Origin of the sequence: Mammaliicoccus sp. J-M41, assembly GCF_022385935.1 — a bacterium.
GTDB classification, from domain to species: Bacteria; Bacillota; Bacilli; order Staphylococcales; family Staphylococcaceae; genus Mammaliicoccus; species Mammaliicoccus sciuri_A.
In genome coordinates this window covers 13,308-30,170 of record NZ_JAJNIR010000030.1, presented here as the reverse complement: position 1 = coordinate 30,170, position 16,863 = coordinate 13,308, and the positions used below count along the sequence as shown (strand labels likewise).

The 16,863-nt window shown below is 31.5% G+C and carries 18 protein-coding genes and 1 pseudogene; 9 read left to right on the top strand and 10 right to left on the bottom strand.

Features of this window, described 5'->3' with window-relative positions:
* The first annotated feature begins 686 nt into the window (after positions 1-686).
* A pseudogene (locus LQ686_RS10810) lies at positions 687-1,486 on the top strand (ABC transporter permease).
* Between the two features lie 78 nt (positions 1,487-1,564).
* Here LQ686_RS10810 and LQ686_RS10805 read toward each other — a convergent pair.
* Positions 1,565-2,083, bottom strand: a complete 519-nt coding sequence (locus tag LQ686_RS10805) for a GNAT family N-acetyltransferase (protein WP_239733321.1) — start codon at positions 2,081-2,083, stop codon at positions 1,565-1,567.
* A gap of 106 nt (positions 2,084-2,189) precedes the next feature.
* Between LQ686_RS10805 and LQ686_RS10800 the strand changes: the two genes are divergently transcribed.
* Positions 2,190-2,633 carry a YtoQ family protein gene (locus LQ686_RS10800; protein ID WP_107565273.1) on the top strand — a complete coding sequence of 148 codons (444 nt, stop codon included), beginning with the start codon at positions 2,190-2,192 and terminating at the stop codon, positions 2,631-2,633.
* Positions 2,634-2,684: 51 nt separating this feature from the next.
* Here LQ686_RS10800 and LQ686_RS10795 read toward each other — a convergent pair whose 3' ends face one another.
* Together LQ686_RS10795 and LQ686_RS10790 are read right to left on the bottom strand one after the other, a co-directional pair.
* A complete protein-coding gene (locus LQ686_RS10795) occupies positions 2,685-3,146 on the bottom strand; it encodes a threonine/serine exporter family protein (protein WP_103360459.1) in 462 nt (153 codons plus the stop codon).
* A 10-nt stretch (positions 3,147-3,156) separates the two neighbouring features.
* Positions 3,157-3,915 (bottom strand): threonine/serine exporter family protein, encoded by a 759-nt coding sequence (locus LQ686_RS10790; protein ID WP_107565274.1) that lies wholly within the window; start codon positions 3,913-3,915, stop codon positions 3,157-3,159.
* Positions 3,916-4,137: 222 nt separating this feature from the next.
* On the opposite strand from LQ686_RS10790, the gene LQ686_RS10785 reads away from it, so the two are divergent.
* Entirely contained in the window at positions 4,138-4,578 is a 441-nt protein-coding gene (locus LQ686_RS10785) for a MarR family winged helix-turn-helix transcriptional regulator (protein WP_025905006.1), read from the top strand.
* Between the two features lie 44 nt (positions 4,579-4,622).
* Here LQ686_RS10785 and LQ686_RS10780 read toward each other — a convergent pair whose 3' ends face one another.
* From LQ686_RS10780 to LQ686_RS10765, 4 genes are all read right to left on the bottom strand, one after another.
* Entirely contained in the window at positions 4,623-5,192 is a 570-nt protein-coding gene (locus tag LQ686_RS10780) for a DNA-3-methyladenine glycosylase I (RefSeq protein ID WP_025905005.1), read from the bottom strand.
* Between the two features lie 10 nt (positions 5,193-5,202).
* Positions 5,203-5,688 (bottom strand): DUF1648 domain-containing protein, encoded by a 486-nt coding sequence (locus tag LQ686_RS10775; RefSeq protein WP_107565275.1) that lies wholly within the window; start codon positions 5,686-5,688, stop codon positions 5,203-5,205.
* A gap of 88 nt (positions 5,689-5,776) precedes the next feature.
* Positions 5,777-6,991, bottom strand: coding sequence for a NupC/NupG family nucleoside CNT transporter (locus LQ686_RS10770; protein ID WP_119493860.1), 1,215 nt, complete (start codon positions 6,989-6,991; stop codon positions 5,777-5,779).
* 181 nt (positions 6,992-7,172) lie between these two features.
* The gene (locus LQ686_RS10765) at positions 7,173-7,382 is read right to left on the bottom strand and encodes a hypothetical protein (RefSeq protein WP_025905002.1); all 210 of its coding nucleotides are present in this window, start codon (positions 7,380-7,382) and stop codon (positions 7,173-7,175) included.
* A 203-nt stretch (positions 7,383-7,585) separates the two neighbouring features.
* On the opposite strand from LQ686_RS10765, the gene LQ686_RS10760 reads away from it, so the two are divergent.
* The 3 genes from LQ686_RS10760 to LQ686_RS10750 all read left to right on the top strand — a co-directional run bounded on the left by LQ686_RS10760 (position 7,586) and on the right by LQ686_RS10750 (position 10,878).
* Positions 7,586-8,416 carry an aldo/keto reductase gene (locus tag LQ686_RS10760; protein WP_037589308.1) on the top strand — a complete coding sequence of 277 codons (831 nt, stop codon included), beginning with the start codon at positions 7,586-7,588 and terminating at the stop codon, positions 8,414-8,416.
* 49 nt (positions 8,417-8,465) lie between these two features.
* A complete protein-coding gene (locus tag LQ686_RS10755) occupies positions 8,466-9,398 on the top strand; it encodes an aldo/keto reductase (protein ID WP_025905000.1) in 933 nt (310 codons plus the stop codon).
* 439 nt (positions 9,399-9,837) lie between these two features.
* On the top strand, positions 9,838-10,878 hold the full coding sequence (locus tag LQ686_RS10750) for an NAD(P)/FAD-dependent oxidoreductase (RefSeq protein WP_107565297.1): 1,041 nt from the start codon (positions 9,838-9,840) through the stop codon (positions 10,876-10,878).
* Positions 10,879-10,955: 77 nt separating this feature from the next.
* On the opposite strand, the gene LQ686_RS10745 is transcribed toward LQ686_RS10750, so the two are convergent.
* Positions 10,956-11,759, bottom strand: coding sequence for a helix-turn-helix transcriptional regulator (locus LQ686_RS10745; RefSeq protein WP_233678296.1), 804 nt, complete (start codon positions 11,757-11,759; stop codon positions 10,956-10,958).
* Positions 11,760-12,160: 401 nt separating this feature from the next.
* Positions 12,161-13,522, bottom strand: a complete 1,362-nt coding sequence (gene glpT, locus LQ686_RS10740) for a glycerol-3-phosphate transporter (protein WP_151359455.1) — start codon at positions 13,520-13,522, stop codon at positions 12,161-12,163.
* A gap of 186 nt (positions 13,523-13,708) precedes the next feature.
* Between glpT and LQ686_RS10735 the strand changes: the two genes are divergently transcribed.
* Complete coding sequence (locus LQ686_RS10735; RefSeq protein ID WP_025904996.1) at positions 13,709-14,290, top strand: TetR/AcrR family transcriptional regulator; 582 nt, start codon at positions 13,709-13,711, stop codon at positions 14,288-14,290.
* 12 nt (positions 14,291-14,302) lie between these two features.
* Complete coding sequence (locus tag LQ686_RS10730; protein ID WP_025904995.1) at positions 14,303-14,848, top strand: hypothetical protein; 546 nt, start codon at positions 14,303-14,305, stop codon at positions 14,846-14,848.
* Positions 14,849-14,889: 41 nt separating this feature from the next.
* Here LQ686_RS10730 and LQ686_RS10725 read toward each other — a convergent pair whose 3' ends face one another.
* Positions 14,890-15,915, bottom strand: a complete 1,026-nt coding sequence (locus LQ686_RS10725; protein ID WP_025904994.1) for a hemolysin family protein — start codon at positions 15,913-15,915, stop codon at positions 14,890-14,892.
* Positions 15,916-16,147: 232 nt separating this feature from the next.
* Between LQ686_RS10725 and LQ686_RS10720 the strand changes: the two genes are divergently transcribed.
* Positions 16,148-16,792, top strand: coding sequence for a FusB/FusC family EF-G-binding protein (locus tag LQ686_RS10720; RefSeq protein ID WP_107565278.1), 645 nt, complete (start codon positions 16,148-16,150; stop codon positions 16,790-16,792).
* The last annotated feature ends 71 nt before the right edge of the window (positions 16,793-16,863 follow it).

Sequence of the window (16,863 nt, the reverse complement as noted above, 5' to 3'; positions counted from 1 at the left end):
TGATGACATTTAATGCATCTCCTCGTGTTGTTAATTTTGGTTGGCTGACCAAATATTATTCTAGCATGTAGAGATGCATTTTTTAATACAAGGGTGAAACCATACTGTACCATACGCATAGCGTATGGTTTTAATTACACAATCAAAAACCCCCTCACTATGGCAGTAGTGAGGGGGGGTGGTGTTGAGTCACAACAATTGCTTTTGTTAGTAACATTATACCACCTATTGCATTTCATGTCATGTGTAAAATTAACATAATTTTTCCAATTCAATACACATGATTTCTAATATCTTCGATTAATAAGCAAAACCAAAGATAATGATAAATAATATAGACAATACTATATTTGTTACTAATATACTTCTAAATAGCTTTTTGGAAACTTTTTTATTATATCTCTTTATTCCATAAACCTGTCCCCATGTTTCAAAAGCAGTATAGCCTACAATGAATAAAATAATTATTAAGAATAGCAATGCAATCACTCCTAAATACACCATTATTAAGATCCTTTGTCTAAGGTGCAGTGATTTACATAATATATTTTTCTGCCTATGATTCACTACGTTTAAGTTAATTTTACAACAAAGATCGCCTACTTCAAAACAATATTTACAAATAAACGGAATTATAGTTGAATTATGTAAAAACAATAATTATTAAATAAAGTAGGCGCACGTGTATGTCATCTTTTGTATTCATTTTAAAAGAACAGGTTAAAAATATTTATTTAATTAAAAGGTTAGCTAATTTTGAAATTAGAATTGCAAATACGAATAACTATTTAGGTACGGCATGGGAGTTAATAAACCCTATGATCCAAATTGCAATATACTGGTTTATTTTTGGCCTTGGATTTAAAAACAATCAGCAAATAGAAGATATTCCCTTTATTTATTGGTTAATAGTTGGAATAAGTATGTGGTTTTTATTAATCAGGGGATTCTAGATGGAACTAGGTCTATTACTATGAAATATTATCAAGTAGCAAAAATGAACTTTCCAATTTCAATATTACCTAGTTATATCGTAGTGAGTAAATTTTATAGTCATTTAGTGATATTGGGTATTATAACTTTAATATGCTTTATTGCTGGATTCACACCATCTATATATTTAATACAATTATTAATATTTATTCCATATGCACTTTTACTTTCGATATCTATAGCTATATTTACATCGACTTTAAATGTAATAATCAGAGACACTCAAATGATTATACAAGCTTTAATGAGAATGTTATTTTTTGTATCATCTATTCTTTATCTACCAGATAATAAAATTGTCATAAATATCATCAAATATAACCCCATTTATTTTCTAGCTGAGGGATACCGATCAGCGATTCTATATAAAGAATGGTTCTTTATTAATAATTGGGATTTAGTGATATATAACTTTGTTTTTCTCCTAATCACTTTTATAATCGGATCATATGTTAACTTTAAATATAGAGATTACTTTTCAGATTTTATGTAGAATTTATAAAATGATTCATATTTACCTTAAAAAAAGAGACCTGGAATTAGGTCTCTTTTTTATGTATTATATTCATCACTATATTTCTGTCTCAACGATATAGTCGGTTGATATGTCATTACCGGCTACGAATTGATGAGATCCTACTATTTTATAGCCATGTTTAGTATAGAAGTTCAGTGCTTGGTGATTATGTTCCCATACACCTAGCCACAGTTTTGATTTTTGTTGTTCTTTAGCAATTTCAAAGGCTTTTTTCATGAGTTGACTGCCAATTCCTTTTGACTGAAATTGTTTATACATGTATAAACGTTGTACTTCTAGATAGTCATCTCCCATTGGTTCTGTTTGTGCTGATCCAATGTTAAGTTTCATATACCCTGCTATTTCTTGATTGATTTTGGCAAAGAAGTACCATGATTCTTTGTTTTGCAGTTCGCTTAAAAGTATTTCATGATTATATGCTTCTTCAAAATATTGATTCATATCTTCTTGTGGCATGTCGTCTATAAATGTATCTTTAAAAGTCGTTCTACATATTGTTGATAAAGCTTCTATTTCATTTTCTTGAATAGCTGTTTTTTCGATTGTATGCATATTGAGAGCCTTCTTCCATACTTTTTTATTTATATTTTTCTAATCATATCAAAGAAAGCGATTGTTTTAAATATGTTAAACTAATAAAAAAGGAGTGAATATTCGTATGACAAATTTAACGATTTATTTAGCAGGACAAATTCATGATAATTGGAGAGAAGAAATCACTCAGAAAGCGGAACAGCACAATTTACCACTAACGTTTGTTGGTCCACAAACTAACCATGATTGTTCTGATAATATTGGCGAATCTATTTTAGGTGAGCAACCTAATAATTATTATAAAGATCATGCCGCTTCTGATATTAATAATTTTCGTACACAAGTGTTAATGAATAAAGCAGATGTTGTTATTGCATTATTTGGTGAAAAATATAAACAATGGAATACGGCAATGGATGCTTCTACGGCGATTGCTTTAAACAAGCCGTTAATACTTATACGACCAACTGACTTAATTCACCCACTTAAAGAGTTATCTAACAAAGCGAATGTCACCGTTGAGACAGTAGACCAAGCATTAGAAGTCCTTAAATATATTTACGAATAAAAATAAAAGGTTATGACGCTTATTAATGACAATACATGCGTGATAACCTTTTTATTTAACTTTATTTAATTGTCGATGTTTCTTAAATTTATAGTAAACTTTCGATAATAAATCTGCTATGAGTAACCCAAGTGCTATTGAACTTGAGATAAGTGCAACTTTTATCATCGTAATTAATGCTTCATGATAATCATTTAATATTAAATTTTTAATTGCTTCATAGGCTGTGCCCCCAGGTACAAGTGGTATGATACCAGGAATAATAAAGAGAATAACTGGTGAGAAGAATTTTCTACTCATGATATGTCCTGCCACACCTATAAATAAACCGCCAATAAATGAAGATTGTACATCAGATCCATTTACTATCATACCCGTTTGAAAAGCAACCCACCCGATGGCACCAACGATACCAGCCGGGGTTAATAAATATTTAGGTGAATTAAATAATAAAGCAAATAAGAATGACGTACCAAAACTAAATACAATGTTTAATATTATCGTTATAACCATAATTCACCTCTTATGAGAATATTAACAACACGATACCTACACCTACACCAATGGCAATAGAAGTAAAAGTTGCTTCTAATCCTTTAGATATACCAACTAATAATTGTCCTAAAAATAAATCTTGAATCGCATTCGTTATAAGTACACCTGGCACAATCGGCATAACTGCAGATATAATCGCAATATTTAACGCTTCTCCTCCAAATAACATTTGATTATAAATGGCGATTAATGCGATGACACTTGCCGCTATAATTTCTGCTATAAATTTAACACGTGTCCATGAATGTAGGATTTCTACTATAGAATAACCTATTGCACCACCAATAAATGTAGCGATGATATCTTCTTTATGTCCACTAAATAAATATAGGAAGAAAATCGAAATGAAACCTGCAGCAATCATTTTAAACGGTAATGAGTATGGTAATGGAGATTTATGTATAGTACGAATACGCTTCAATGCTTCTTCAGCAGATATTTGCCCTTTATCTAACATTCTAGAAATATTATTTACTCGGTGGATATTGCCTAAATTAGTATCTCGTTTACTAACTCTATAAACTCTAATATTATCATCAATATCTAAAGCGAAATTTATAATCGTTGAACTGACATAACATTGATTATTCGGATACCCTAATCGTTTAGCCATTCTATACATCGTATCTTCAACTCTAAAAGCCTCCGATCCCGCTTCTAACAAGACTAAACCAGCATTCATCACAATCTCTTGAACTAAAGATTTAGGATAACGTTGTTGATTCATATACTATACACCTCACTTTATCTTTATATCTATAATAGAATATCAAAAATAACATTACAATTTAACTTTTCTTTCAAAAAAATTCTAATTTATATTATAACTGAGATTTTCCAAAACTGAATTGAGTGCGATATTTTTTCTATTTTATGAACATTTCGTAAATAGCTTGACTTTGTTTTCATTTCATAATAGGCTTAATTTTGACGTAAGGAGGATAATGAAATGGATATACCACCAATCAACAAACAACTTGGATTCATGTTATATGTTGCGTCAAAAGAGCTTATAAAAAAATATACACCGATATTGAAGAAATATAACCTAACATATACAGGTTATATCGTTCTTGTAGCTATAGATAAAAACGAAGTAATCAATATTAAAACTTTAGGCGACAGACTATACTTAGATTCTGGGACTTTAACACCGTTATTAAAGAAACTTGAAGAAAAAGGATTCGTTAATCGTGAAAGAGCGATTAATGATGAAAGAAACTTACGTGTTTCTCTTACTGAATCAGGTGTCGAAACACAAGGTCAAATCTTAGAAGAAATTTACAAAACATTCAAAGATTTGAACATGGATACCGAGAAATTTAACGAATTAAGAGATTCAGTAGAATCATTTATTCAAACAAATCTTAATAATGACAAAGATGCATAATTTTGAAATAACACAAAGGGTTAGGACAAGCTTTAACGATTGTCCTAACCCTTTTTATTTCTATTATAACTGTGATATGGACAGGTAATGAGATGATCATCGATAATACCGATGCTCTGCAAGAAAGAATACATAATTTTAGGTCCAACAAATTTGAAGCCTAATTTCTTTAAGTCTTTACTTAATTTAATAGAAAGCTCTGTTTCTGCCGGAACTTCTGACATGTCCTGCCATTCATTTATAATCGGCTTGCCATCTACATATGACCAAAGAAAATCTGCAAAGCTACCATATGTTTGTTGTATTTCTTGAACTAATAATGCATTACTTTTTACGGACTTTATCTTACCTATATGTTTAATGACATTATATTCAGTTTTAATGTTTTCTAATTCTTCATCTGTTAACGCTGCGCATTGATCAATTTTAAATTGTTTAAAAGCTGCTTGATAGGCTTCACGCTTTTGAATGACCGTTTCCCAAGACAGGCCAGCTTGCGCACCTTCTAATGATAGCATCTCAAAGATGTAATCATCATTTTTATTAATTCTACACCATTCATCTTCGTGATATTTTTTCATTAAATCACTACTTGGCCAAGTACATTCAGACATTTATCTTCACTCATTTCGTATTTTCATTTTTATCTAACATATGATTTCGAGCCATAAATATGATAATCGTCACGCCTAACACACTTAAAATAATTATCGATTCCCAAACACCCAATTTAAAAGGCATACCAAGCGCCGTATACAAGTCTTTAATGACGAGAAATGTAAATAATGCCATCATTTCAAATTTAATAAAGTAAATTAATAATTTAGCATTTTCAATTTGGGCTTTATTTGGTTGACCATAAAGTGATGGAACATGTATGTATTTATCTAACTTTGGATTGCTGGCTAAATAATGAAGCATAAGCCATAACAATAATCCTAATACAGGCATAAAGAATATAAAAGTCTTAGTCGACCATGCATCTGCATCTCCTGCAAAATTATAATGACTCGGAATTTTGTCAGGTAAATCAGCAAAGTTAATCATTATTAATATGACAGAAATTAACCACAAAACAATACTCGATATATCTAATACTTTTTTGAGCATGATATATCCCCCTTTATAAAAAAAAGCAACAAGTACATTAAATGTGCTTGTTGCTTTTAAATTTAAACTTTAAAAGTGTTTATTGAACTTACCAAGCAAATAATCCAACGAATGCTGCTGTTAATAGTGATACTAATATACCTGATAACAACATCAATGGTACGTATTTAGATACGAAATTAGATACATCTTCTTTGACGATACCTTTCAAAGTACCTATTATCATACCAATAGTAGAGAAATTAGCAAATGATACTAAGAATGTACTAATTACTGCTGCTCTATGTGTTGAATACTCACTTATTTCTTTACTGATCGTGCTCATGACAACAAATTCATTTGTTACAATCTTAAGAGCCATTTGTTGAGCAACTACCCACGCTTCTCCAACTGGCATACCAAGTAAAATTGCAAATGGGAACATAAAGATTCCGAGGATATACTCTAATCTTATGTTTGGTAAATATGGAATTGGATCCATAATACCTAGTAATTTATTGATCAAGTCTGCAATCGCAACAAATGCGATAACAAATGCGATAATGATTAATACAAGTTTACCTGCATTGATAACTGAATCCCCTAAGAATGAGAAGAATGGCTGTTTTTCCCCTTCGTCTATCTCAGCCACGACATCATCTTCTGGGTCTAAATCAAATGGATTTAAAATTGTTGTTACAATAATCGCATTAATGATGTTTAATGGTATTGCCGTTAATACATATTCTCCTGGTATCATTGTGACATACGCACCAACAATTGCCCCTGATACAGAACTCATAGACATCATTGCAAGCGTAAGTACTCTGACTTTATTCATAGATGTTAATTGTTTAGATGAAACTGCTAATGCTTCCGTATTTCCTAAGAACATCATTTCAATTGAGAAGAATGACTCAAATTTAGGTTGTCTTGTTACTTTTGAAATAACCCAACCTAACATTGAAATAAATTTCGGTAAAATACCTAAATACATTAAAATATCGAATACTGGTACAACTAGTAAAATTGGTAGTAACGCTGAAACTGCCATATCCATTTTCCCTGGTCCTGGTGCTGTAAAGCTACCAAATGCAAATCCAATTCCCGAAAAAGCAGATTCTAAAAGCCATGATACGCCGTCAGCCGCACCTTTAACGAATCTCGCCCCGAAAGAAAATTGTGTGAAGAACCATGCTAATACTAAGTTAATGACAATTAGTATTAAGACTGATTTCCAATCAACATTCTTTTTGTCTCTAGAAAAAAGAAAAGCGACACCAATGAATACCAACAAACCAATTATGTTGATGATTAAAAACATTGTTTATTGTCCACCCTTTTCGTTTAATTAAAAGCACCATTATTATAACATGCAACGTAAAAGTATGTTACTACATTTTTACATACTATTTACGATTTTTATATAAATAAAAAAACGAACAAACCATAAAGGCTTATTCGTGGAATTTTCAATCATATACATTTTTACTCGTTAAATTTAATTATTTAGAAAATTGATCAAATTGATTAATAGATTGATCACATTTCATACTGATAGCTAAATATACGATATAACCAGAAACCAGTACCATGATTAAAGCATAAACTGTTAATACATAAATATTAGAAATAATTGCCGTATTAAACAGTACCAACATGAGTATCATGATTGCATCTATAATGCTTAATGATATGACACATACACGCTCCATTTTAACCCTTCTTTTCTCAATAATATGACTCTAGCTATTAGCTACTTATCCTGCGCAATGAGATACATCTTACTACATTCACTATATGAATTCAATACGTTTTACAAAAAATATTTATAAGCTGATTATTCCTATCTACAAAAAGAGGTATGATATAGTTTAAAAGTGTACAGTCATTATATTTATATAGGAGGCATTTTATCATGGAAAATTATCATTTAAATGATGGACAAGTGTTACCGCAAGTAGGATTTGGTACGTATAAATTGAATGGATCATCAGGTGTTCATGCAATCGTAAATGCATTAAACAACGGATATCGCATATTAGATACTGCATATAACTACGAAAATGAAGGTACTGTCGGAAAAGCGATACAAGAAAGCCATGTTAGTCGCGATCAAATTATCGTAACATCAAAGCTACCTGGTCGTTATCATAGTTATGATCAAGCCATTACTGCTATACAAGAATCGATTTATCGATTAGGTGTAGAATATATTGACTTATATTTAATTCACTGGCCAAATCCTAAACAAGGCAAATATGTTGAAGCTTGGAAAGCACTCATAGACGCACAGAAACTTGGCCTTATTAAATCTATTGGTGTATGTAATTTCTTAGAAGAACATATTGATACATTAGAAAAAGAAACTGGCGTACTACCTGCAGTTAACCAAATAGAATTACATCCTTATTTCAACCAAAAAGATGTACTCGAATATCATCAAGAAAAAGGTATTATAATAGAAGCTTGGAGTCCATTAGGTCGCGCTTCAGAAGTCATAAACGATAAAGAAATTGGTAAAATCGCTGAAAAATATAATAAAACAATTCCACAAATCATTTTAAAATGGCATGTTCAAAATGGTATTGTTCCAATTCCAAAATCAACATCTAATGCTAGACAACTACAAAATTTAGATGTGTTTGATTTCTATTTAGAATCAGAAGATTTACACGCAATCGATGCATTAACAAAAGCTGATGGACGTCTTAAAGATCAAGACCCAGCAACTTATGAAGAATTTTAATTCAAACTTATTCAAATTTAAAACAAACAATGAGAAAAGGATGATTGAAATGGCAAAGCGCGTAAAATTAGGTAAATCAAATATTGAAGTTAACCCAATTGGTTTAGGAACAAATGCTGTTGGTGGTCATAATTTATATCCAAACCTTGATGAAGAACAAGGTAAAAATGTCGTTAGAGCTGCCTTAGACAATGGCGTTAATTTATTAGACACTGCTTTCATCTATGGTCCAGGAAGATCAGAAGAACTTGTCGGAGAAGTCGTTAAAGAATACAATCGCGAAGATGTCGTGATCGCTACTAAAGGCGCTCACTACTTTGACGGTGATGATACGAAATTATCTAACGAACCTGCATTTTTAAAAGAACAAGTTGAAAACAGCCTTAAAAGATTACAAACTGACTATATAGATTTATATTATATTCATTTCCCAGATGACGAAACACCTAAAGACGAAGCAGTTGCAGCTTTACAAGAATTAAAAGATGCCGGAAAAATTAAGGCAATCGGCGTTTCTAACTTCACTTTAGAACAACTTAAAGAAGCCAATAAAAATGGTAATGTAGATGTTATTCAACATGAATATAATTTATTAAATCGTGAGAATGAACACATCTTAGAATACACAGCAGAACATGATATTACATTTATTCCATATTTCCCATTAGCTGCAGGATTATTAGCAGGTAAATATGATGAAAATACAACGTTTGATGACTTACGAGCAGAAAAACCTGAATTCAAAGGTGAAGCTTTTAAAGAAAATCTAAAAAAAGTAGACAAACTTAGAGAAATCGCACAAGAGCATGGCGTAGACGTAGCACATATTGTGTTAGCATATTATTTAACAAAACCATCTCTAGATGTGATCATACCAGGCGCTAAACGAGGCGAACAAGTTATCGACAACTTAAAAACATTAGAAGTCAACTTAACTGAAGAGAACATTCAACTTATCGAATCACTCTTCCCAATCGCATAAGTATGATAAGAAGGCTGAGACATGAAAATTGTCTCAGCCTTTCATTATGTATGAGTGTGCTAATTTTCATTATTCGGAATTGTGGTAGTTAGAATGCTGTAACTTCCATTATTTCGAACTCTGGTAATTATGCGGGCCATTCTTACGGACATTTCTCGGAATTCTGTCCCTAACAACCTCTCTTGCGGACATTTCTCGGAATTCTGTCCCTAACGACATCCCTAACTCACACTCATTTTTCAAAATCACTGAAATACACCCCCTGTCACTCCCGATTCACACAAGTATTCTCGCCCATTTTTTATTCATCTAAAAATATTTTACATATGTATTTAATTAAAAAATTATGACAATTCCGTCATTGATATTGATTATCATTTGCAAATATAGGATAATAATCGTAAGTTGAAATAATTAGGAGGAATCATGACTGATGAATATTACAGACGTTACGATTATCGGCGGGGGGCCAGCGGGATTATTTGCAAGTTTCTATTCTGGGTTAAGAGGAATGAGTGTTAGAATAGTTGATTTCCAAAATAAATTAGGCGGTAAAATGCACGTCTACCCTGAAAAAGTCATTTGGGATATAGGGGCACTTGCGCCAAAACCTTGTTATGAAGTTATTCAAGATTTAGTTCAACAAGGCTTACATTTCGGTCCAGAAGTGTGCTTAGAAGAAAAAGTTATTGATATTAAAAAAGTTGAAGAACAACATTTTATTATATATACAGAAAAAGGTCATGAGTATCATTCAAAATCTGTCATTATTGCTGTTGGTAGTGGCATTATTAAACCATTAACTTTAGATATTGAAGGTGCTGAGCGTTTTGAATTATCTAATTTAAATTATGTTGTGCAGTCAATTCAGAAGTTTAAAGACAAGCACATATTAATTTCGGGAGCGGGAAACTCTGCATTAGACTGGGCTTGTGATTTATCAGAATATGCGAAAAGTGTTACGCTTTGCTACAGAAAAGAAGAAATTTCTGGTCATGAGCATATGAAACAATTATTAGATAAGCTTGATATCTCTAAGAAACCAAGTATGGTTATTAAACAACTTAACAGTGATCCTGATAAACCAGTCATCACAGAAGTTGTTTTAGAACATGTTGATACAAAGGAACAAGAAATCATACCTGTTGATGAAGTCATCATTAGTCATGGTTTTGATCGTGAATCAGAATTACTTCATAACGCACAAACTAAAGTTAATTTAGTGAATGAATTCTTTATTGAAGGTTTAGGAAATGCTCAAACTTCAGTTCCTGGTATTTTCGGTGCTGGGGATATCATTAAACATGATGCAAAAGTTCATTTGATTGCTTCTTGTTTCAATGATGCTGCAAATGCTGCAAACTTAGCTAAAAGCTATATCGACCCTGAAGCACAAGCAGGCGGCCGTGTATCGAGCCACAACGATGTCTTCAAAGAAAAGAACAAAGAAGTTATTAAAAAATACATCGCACAATCATAATACGAATCATTTACCTTCCAATCTCTTTAACCTTATAAAAGATTGGGAGGTTTTATTTTGTTAAAAATGCGAAAGTTTTATGTACATATCATACTTGAATAATCCTCTTGAAACTTTTTTAAATAATATTTAACTTCCTCATCTGATAAATCTCGCTCACGATCTACTTCATTAAAAAAGCTTTGTCGTTCAATTTGTACTTGTTTACGTTGTGTCATATCACGATACTTTTTCGGTGTAACACCATAATACAATTTAAAAGAATAAATATAAGATGAACCATTATAAAAGCCATGTTTTTCAGAAATGTCGATTACTTTTTCTTGTGTATGAATTAAATCATACGTGCTATTTAACAATCTAATGTCCGTTAAATAATCTTTAAAATTCACACCCATTTGTTCTTTGAATAATTTCGAAAAATACGATTCAGAAATATGATATTTATCGGTGAATGTATTGATTGTTATACGTTCATTATAATGCTCATAAATATAATCTTTAATTTCATCAATTATTGGGTTCATATGCCGATTAACAATTTGACATTCTTTTGAATAAACCGTCAATCGTTCTCTATAAAATTCCAATATCGTAATAAGTTGCTTCATTATTTTTAAATTACGATTGTTTTCTTGTATTAAATATAAATCACACAGGCAAATTAAATGATCTCTCAAAGGGACTAACTTTGATTGCATACCCACATGCTGATGATATGAAAGTAACTCTGGTATCATCGTTGTTATGATTGACTCATACAGATGAATTTGTACAACGATATTCCCATCTGACACATCGAGTTTATACCACTCATTATGTTTAACAACAAACGTTTCCCCTTCTTTATATTCTTTACTATGCTCTTTGATCGTGACCATTACACGACCCTTTAATACTACAAAAAAAGAAATACCTATATGATTGCGATATTTAGTAGCAGAATATTTTAGGTATTTGATTTCATATATATTTCTCACAACAAATCTCCTAATTCTTTGATATCTTAATAAATTTAATCCAAATCCCAGAAGTAAACATCGAATTACTTATGTAAAAATATAGAATTATAATGACGTTATTATAATTCGAAAACTTTAATCCGTAAATATATAAATTGAAGAAAATCAGATTAAGGTAAATGTTTTAATATTTTGAAAGAATCATACAATTTATTAAGTGAGAATTTATTGAATCGTGTCATCGAATTTCGCGAACGTTTATCATTAAATAGAAAAAGAGACTAAGGTAAAATGCCCTAGTCTCTTTTCACTTTATATAATTATGATTTTACAACTTCTTGTCCACGTTTGTTCCAAGTTAAGATGAAACTTAACATCGCAAGGACACTAATGATTGTTAATAATAAGAATCCTGAATCCCATCCTAATTTATCAACAGTTAATCCCATAATGATATTAGCCATTACAGCTCCACCTAAATAACCAAACAGTCCAGTTAATCCTGCTGCAGTACCTGCTGCTTTTTTAGGTACATAATCTAATGCCTGTAAACCAATCAACATAACAGGTCCGTATATTAGGAATCCTATCGCGACTAATGCGATATTATCTACTAATGGGTTTCCTGCTGGATTTAACCAATATACAATGACAGCGATTGTCACACCTAACATGAATATAAATCCTGCTGGACCCCTTCTACCTTTGAACACTTTATCTGAAATATAACCACATAATAATGTTCCGGGAATACCTGCCCATTCATATAAGAAGTATGCCCAACCTGATGCATTTAAATCGAAACCTTTTTCTTCACTTAAATATGTTGGCGCCCAGTCTAACACACCATATCTAACAAAATAAACAAAGATATTTGCGATAGCAATCATCCAAATCCATTTGTTATTCAATACATATTTAAAGAGAATATCTTTTGTTGAAAGCTCTACTTCTAACGTTTTCTGCTCTTTATTAGGGTAATCATTTCGATATTCTTCAATCGGTGGTAATCCCATAGATTGTGGTGTATCCCTAACTAGAACATATGAAATAATCGCAATAATTAACGCGATAATAGCTGGATATATAAACGCACCTTCAAATCCTTTTAAATAACCAAATGACAATGTTCCTGTAATTGAAATACCAAGTAAAGCTATCGGTGCCATCAATCCGCCACCAACATTATGCGCGACATTCCAAATAGCTGTCTTACCGCCACGTTCACTAACGCTGTACCAATGTACAAGTACTCTTCCAGATGGTGGCCATCCCATACCTTGGAACCAACCATTTAAGAAAAGCATAATAAACATGATAAATACACTAGATGTTAAGACCGGTATAAAACCCATCAATAAATTAACGATTGCCGTTAATACTAAACCTAATGTTAAAAATAGTCTTGCGTTACTCCGGTCACTCACTGTACCCATAATAAATTTACTAAAACCGTATGCAATTGAAATAGCTGATAAAGCAAACCCTAATTCAGTCTTACTAAAGCCTTCATCAATTAATGCTGGCATCGCAAGTGAAAAGTTTTTCCTTAATAAATAGTAACCAGCATAACCAAGAAATATCCCTATAAAGACTTGTAGTCTCAATTTCTTATATGTATCATCTACCTGCTCACTTGGCAGAGGATCTATATGTTTCGCTGGTTTCAAGAAATTCGCCATACTCATACCTCCTATTATTAATTTTTTGTAAAGAATGTAAAGATTTTGTAAAATGCAATTTATAATTTCATCATATGTATTGCAAACGTTAATGTCAATGCATTTTTATATTTTTATTATTTAATATATTTTATTTTTCAAACTTTTATTTAACACCGGTGTATTAAAATATGTTAGACTTCTACTATGCCAAAAATTATTAATCATAAAGAAAAAAAAGAACAAATTATTCAATATGCTTTTCAATCAATTGTTGAAAATGGTGCAAAGGGATCTACGGTTAGACAAATTGCAAAACTCGCACAAATGACACCGGGACAAATTAGATATTATTTTCCAAGTCATTCAGAATTACTCAGTGCAGTTATGTCTGAAGTAGAACTAAAAGTAAGAAGGAGAATCGAAGCAATACTCACTTCTGATAACCAAGACACAATTGATAAAGTAAAAGCATGCTTACTCACCGTTTTACCGTTAGACGAAGAAAGATTAGCTGATATGGAAGTATGGATGGCCTTTCGATATGACAGTCATGAATATGGACAAAGTACTTTAGATGATGGATTAGACGAATTATGTGTAACGGTATTAACGATTTTAGAACGCGATAACTTATTAAATGACAACATCAATATACATCTTAATTCAATGAGACTTCACGCATTAATTGATGGATTAGCACTACATAAATTGTTAAATCCAGAACAGACCTCTAATGAAGATATTGAAGCGATTGTATTCGAAGAAATTTCAAAGCTTACGAAATAAAGGAGGATAATCATGAATTTTATTGTGTGGCTCATTATTTTTTGTGAAGTTGCTTTCTGGGTCGTTATATTACTTGGACTCGTCACAAGATATGTCTTCAGACAGAAAAAGCTTGGGCTCATTTTTCTAGCACTTACACCCGTAATTGATTTGATTCTATTAATTACAACAGCTGTGGATTTAATGAATGGCGCAACTGCCGAAACACCTCACGCTATTGCTGCTGTTTATATATCCGTTTCAATTATCTTTGGTAAAAGTATGATTCAATGGGCAGATGACCGCTTCAGATATTATGTCATGAAAGAAGGTAGCAAGCCTGAGAAACCTAGTGGATTCGCGTATGCTATACTATATGCGAAAAGTTGGTTTAAACATTTACTCTCTTACATTATAGGGACAGGTATTCTACATTTAATCATTTATTTAATTCATGATAAAAGCAGAACAGAAGCTATGGATGGCGTTATTCACATTTGGTCAATAGTGCTCATTATTGATTTAGCTATCACCATCTCGTATTTCATCTGGCCACCCAAAAATAAACAGGCAGAATAAAAGAACCTGAGCCATTTTTTTGGCTCAGGTTCTTCTTACGTCTATTTATCGTGTTCATCTTCAATGTTACCGACAATATTTTCAAGTATGTCTTCCATCGTAATCATACCTGCTAATTCACCGTGTTCATTATGAACAATTGCGATATGTGCACGTTGTTTTTTCATTTTATCTAATACGTTTTGAATGGCATCTGCCTCTTTGACGTATATGATTTCATGAATCAATTCAGTTATATCTTGTATGTTGTCTTTCAATAAATCTTTCGCATGTAAATATCCAATAACATTCGTTTTATTATCTTGATAAACTGGATATCTCGTATAATAGCCATTCTTTACAAATTGAATGGCTTCTTGCTGACTAGCATCACTATTGATCATTGTCATATTATCTTTAGAAATCATACAATCTTTGACGACAAGTTCATCATAAATAAAGACTTTATTAATATGTTCTAGTTCTGTTGATGAAATTTCCCCGCCTTGGTGACTTTCTTTAATCAACATCTTCAATTCTTCTTCAGAGTGATATAATTCTGACTCTTTCGCAGGCTTCATACCAAATAAGCTCAATATCATTCTTGCTGACCCATTTAAAATAAAAATAAAAGGATATAATAATTTGTAAAACAGTATGATCGGTCTTGCAAAGAATAATGTAACTTGTTCAGCTTTTTGAATTGCGATTGTCTTTGGCGCCATTTCACCTACTACAACGTGTAAATAAGTTGCGATAATAAATGCGCTGACTAATGTTAAGACATGAATAACCGTTTCTGATAATCCGAAGCTACTATAAAGTGGATGTAGAATAAACTCAAATGTTGATTCGCCAACCATACCAATTCCAAGTGCTGTAATGGTAATACCTAGCTGACATGCTGCTAAATACTCATCAAGATGTTCGACTACCTTTTTAGCTGGTTGAGCGTTCTTATAATTCTGTTCTGCTAAGTAGTTAATTCTAGATGATCTGACCTTTACAATTGCAAATTCTGTCGCAACAAAGAATCCGGTTAAAGCGAGTAATACAATAAACGTGATTAAACTAATTGTGGTCCCCAATTATTAATTAATTCCTCCATATAATAAAAAATTCCAACCATATTCGGTTGTCTTTTAATTTTACACTATTTCGAATAATTTTTATAATAATATACATTTGAAATTACATGGTTAAAGGACTATACTAGTGTCTGATAAGGAGGGATCTTAAGATGCTACTAAATGTGTCATGTTCTCTACAATTATTCATACCCAACGATCAAAGGAAATAATTTAAAAGAAGGGATTTAATATGAATAATTACATTAAACCATATCAATTCGTTAGTATTAAAGAAAAATCAGAACAGTTATTTAACGTTTATAAATCTGTAAATGATATAAAAACAATCGATACGTTTCAAGCTATAACATACGACCATATTTCACAGCTTTTTGAAGAAAAGCATTCTGAAATAGAAGATTTCACAAAAATCATTATGAATAAAAAGATTTCTCGAGCACAAATTGAGAAATTATTATTTGGACTTAAAAGCTACGTAATTCCATTTGAACAGCCTTCAAGTAAGCAACTTGAAAAAATCTTTAAAAAGACCAAGAAATTAAAACATCCAGAATGGGATAACATAGACTTAAAAGAGTCTTCATATATAGGTTGGAATGATTCTGGTAAACAAAAGAAATTTATCGTGCTTTATGAAGATGATAAATTGATAGGTGTATCAGGAGATTTATCACCTACCATTAAGCCCGGAATCTGTAGTATATGTAAGAAAGAATCCAATGTTTCCATGTTTCTATCAACAACAAAATCAAAAGGTGATGGAACATATACTAAAAATGGTAATTATATTTGCCATGATAGTGAACATTGTAATCAACAACTCGATCAACTAAACGGATTATATGAGTTTATACACACAGTAAAAACAAAATAATCAATAAGAAAGCTGAGCGCATCATCAAATGATGGCTCAGCTTTTCATTTATCGGCCTGGTAATACTATTT

What these genes read in the sequence shown, in the direction of transcription:
- LQ686_RS10805 (WP_239733321.1), bottom strand. Translation starts at nt 2,083, where the DNA reads ATGCATACAATCGAAAAAACAGCTATTCAAGAAAATGAAATAGAAGCT.
- LQ686_RS10800 (WP_107565273.1), top strand. Translation starts at nt 2,190, where the DNA reads ATGACAAATTTAACGATTTATTTAGCAGGACAAATTCATGATAATTGG.
- LQ686_RS10795 (WP_103360459.1), bottom strand. Translation starts at nt 3,146, where the DNA reads ATGGTTATAACGATAATATTAAACATTGTATTTAGTTTTGGTACGTCA.
- LQ686_RS10790 (WP_107565274.1), bottom strand. Translation starts at nt 3,915, where the DNA reads ATGAATCAACAACGTTATCCTAAATCTTTAGTTCAAGAGATTGTGATG.
- LQ686_RS10785 (WP_025905006.1), top strand. Translation starts at nt 4,138, where the DNA reads ATGGATATACCACCAATCAACAAACAACTTGGATTCATGTTATATGTT.
- LQ686_RS10780 (WP_025905005.1), bottom strand. Translation starts at nt 5,192, where the DNA reads ATGTCTGAATGTACTTGGCCAAGTAGTGATTTAATGAAAAAATATCAC.
- LQ686_RS10775 (WP_107565275.1), bottom strand. Translation starts at nt 5,688, where the DNA reads ATGCTCAAAAAAGTATTAGATATATCGAGTATTGTTTTGTGGTTAATT.
- LQ686_RS10770 (WP_119493860.1), bottom strand. Translation starts at nt 6,991, where the DNA reads ATGTTTTTAATCATCAACATAATTGGTTTGTTGGTATTCATTGGTGTC.
- LQ686_RS10765 (WP_025905002.1), bottom strand. Translation starts at nt 7,382, where the DNA reads ATGGAGCGTGTATGTGTCATATCATTAAGCATTATAGATGCAATCATG.
- LQ686_RS10760 (WP_037589308.1), top strand. Translation starts at nt 7,586, where the DNA reads ATGGAAAATTATCATTTAAATGATGGACAAGTGTTACCGCAAGTAGGA.
- LQ686_RS10755 (WP_025905000.1), top strand. Translation starts at nt 8,466, where the DNA reads ATGGCAAAGCGCGTAAAATTAGGTAAATCAAATATTGAAGTTAACCCA.
- LQ686_RS10745 (WP_233678296.1), bottom strand. Translation starts at nt 11,759, where the DNA reads ATGGTCACGATCAAAGAGCATAGTAAAGAATATAAAGAAGGGGAAACG.
- glpT (WP_151359455.1), bottom strand. Translation starts at nt 13,522, where the DNA reads ATGGCGAATTTCTTGAAACCAGCGAAACATATAGATCCTCTGCCAAGT.
- LQ686_RS10735 (WP_025904996.1), top strand. Translation starts at nt 13,709, where the DNA reads ATGCCAAAAATTATTAATCATAAAGAAAAAAAAGAACAAATTATTCAA.
- LQ686_RS10730 (WP_025904995.1), top strand. Translation starts at nt 14,303, where the DNA reads ATGAATTTTATTGTGTGGCTCATTATTTTTTGTGAAGTTGCTTTCTGG.
- LQ686_RS10720 (WP_107565278.1), top strand. Translation starts at nt 16,148, where the DNA reads ATGAATAATTACATTAAACCATATCAATTCGTTAGTATTAAAGAAAAA.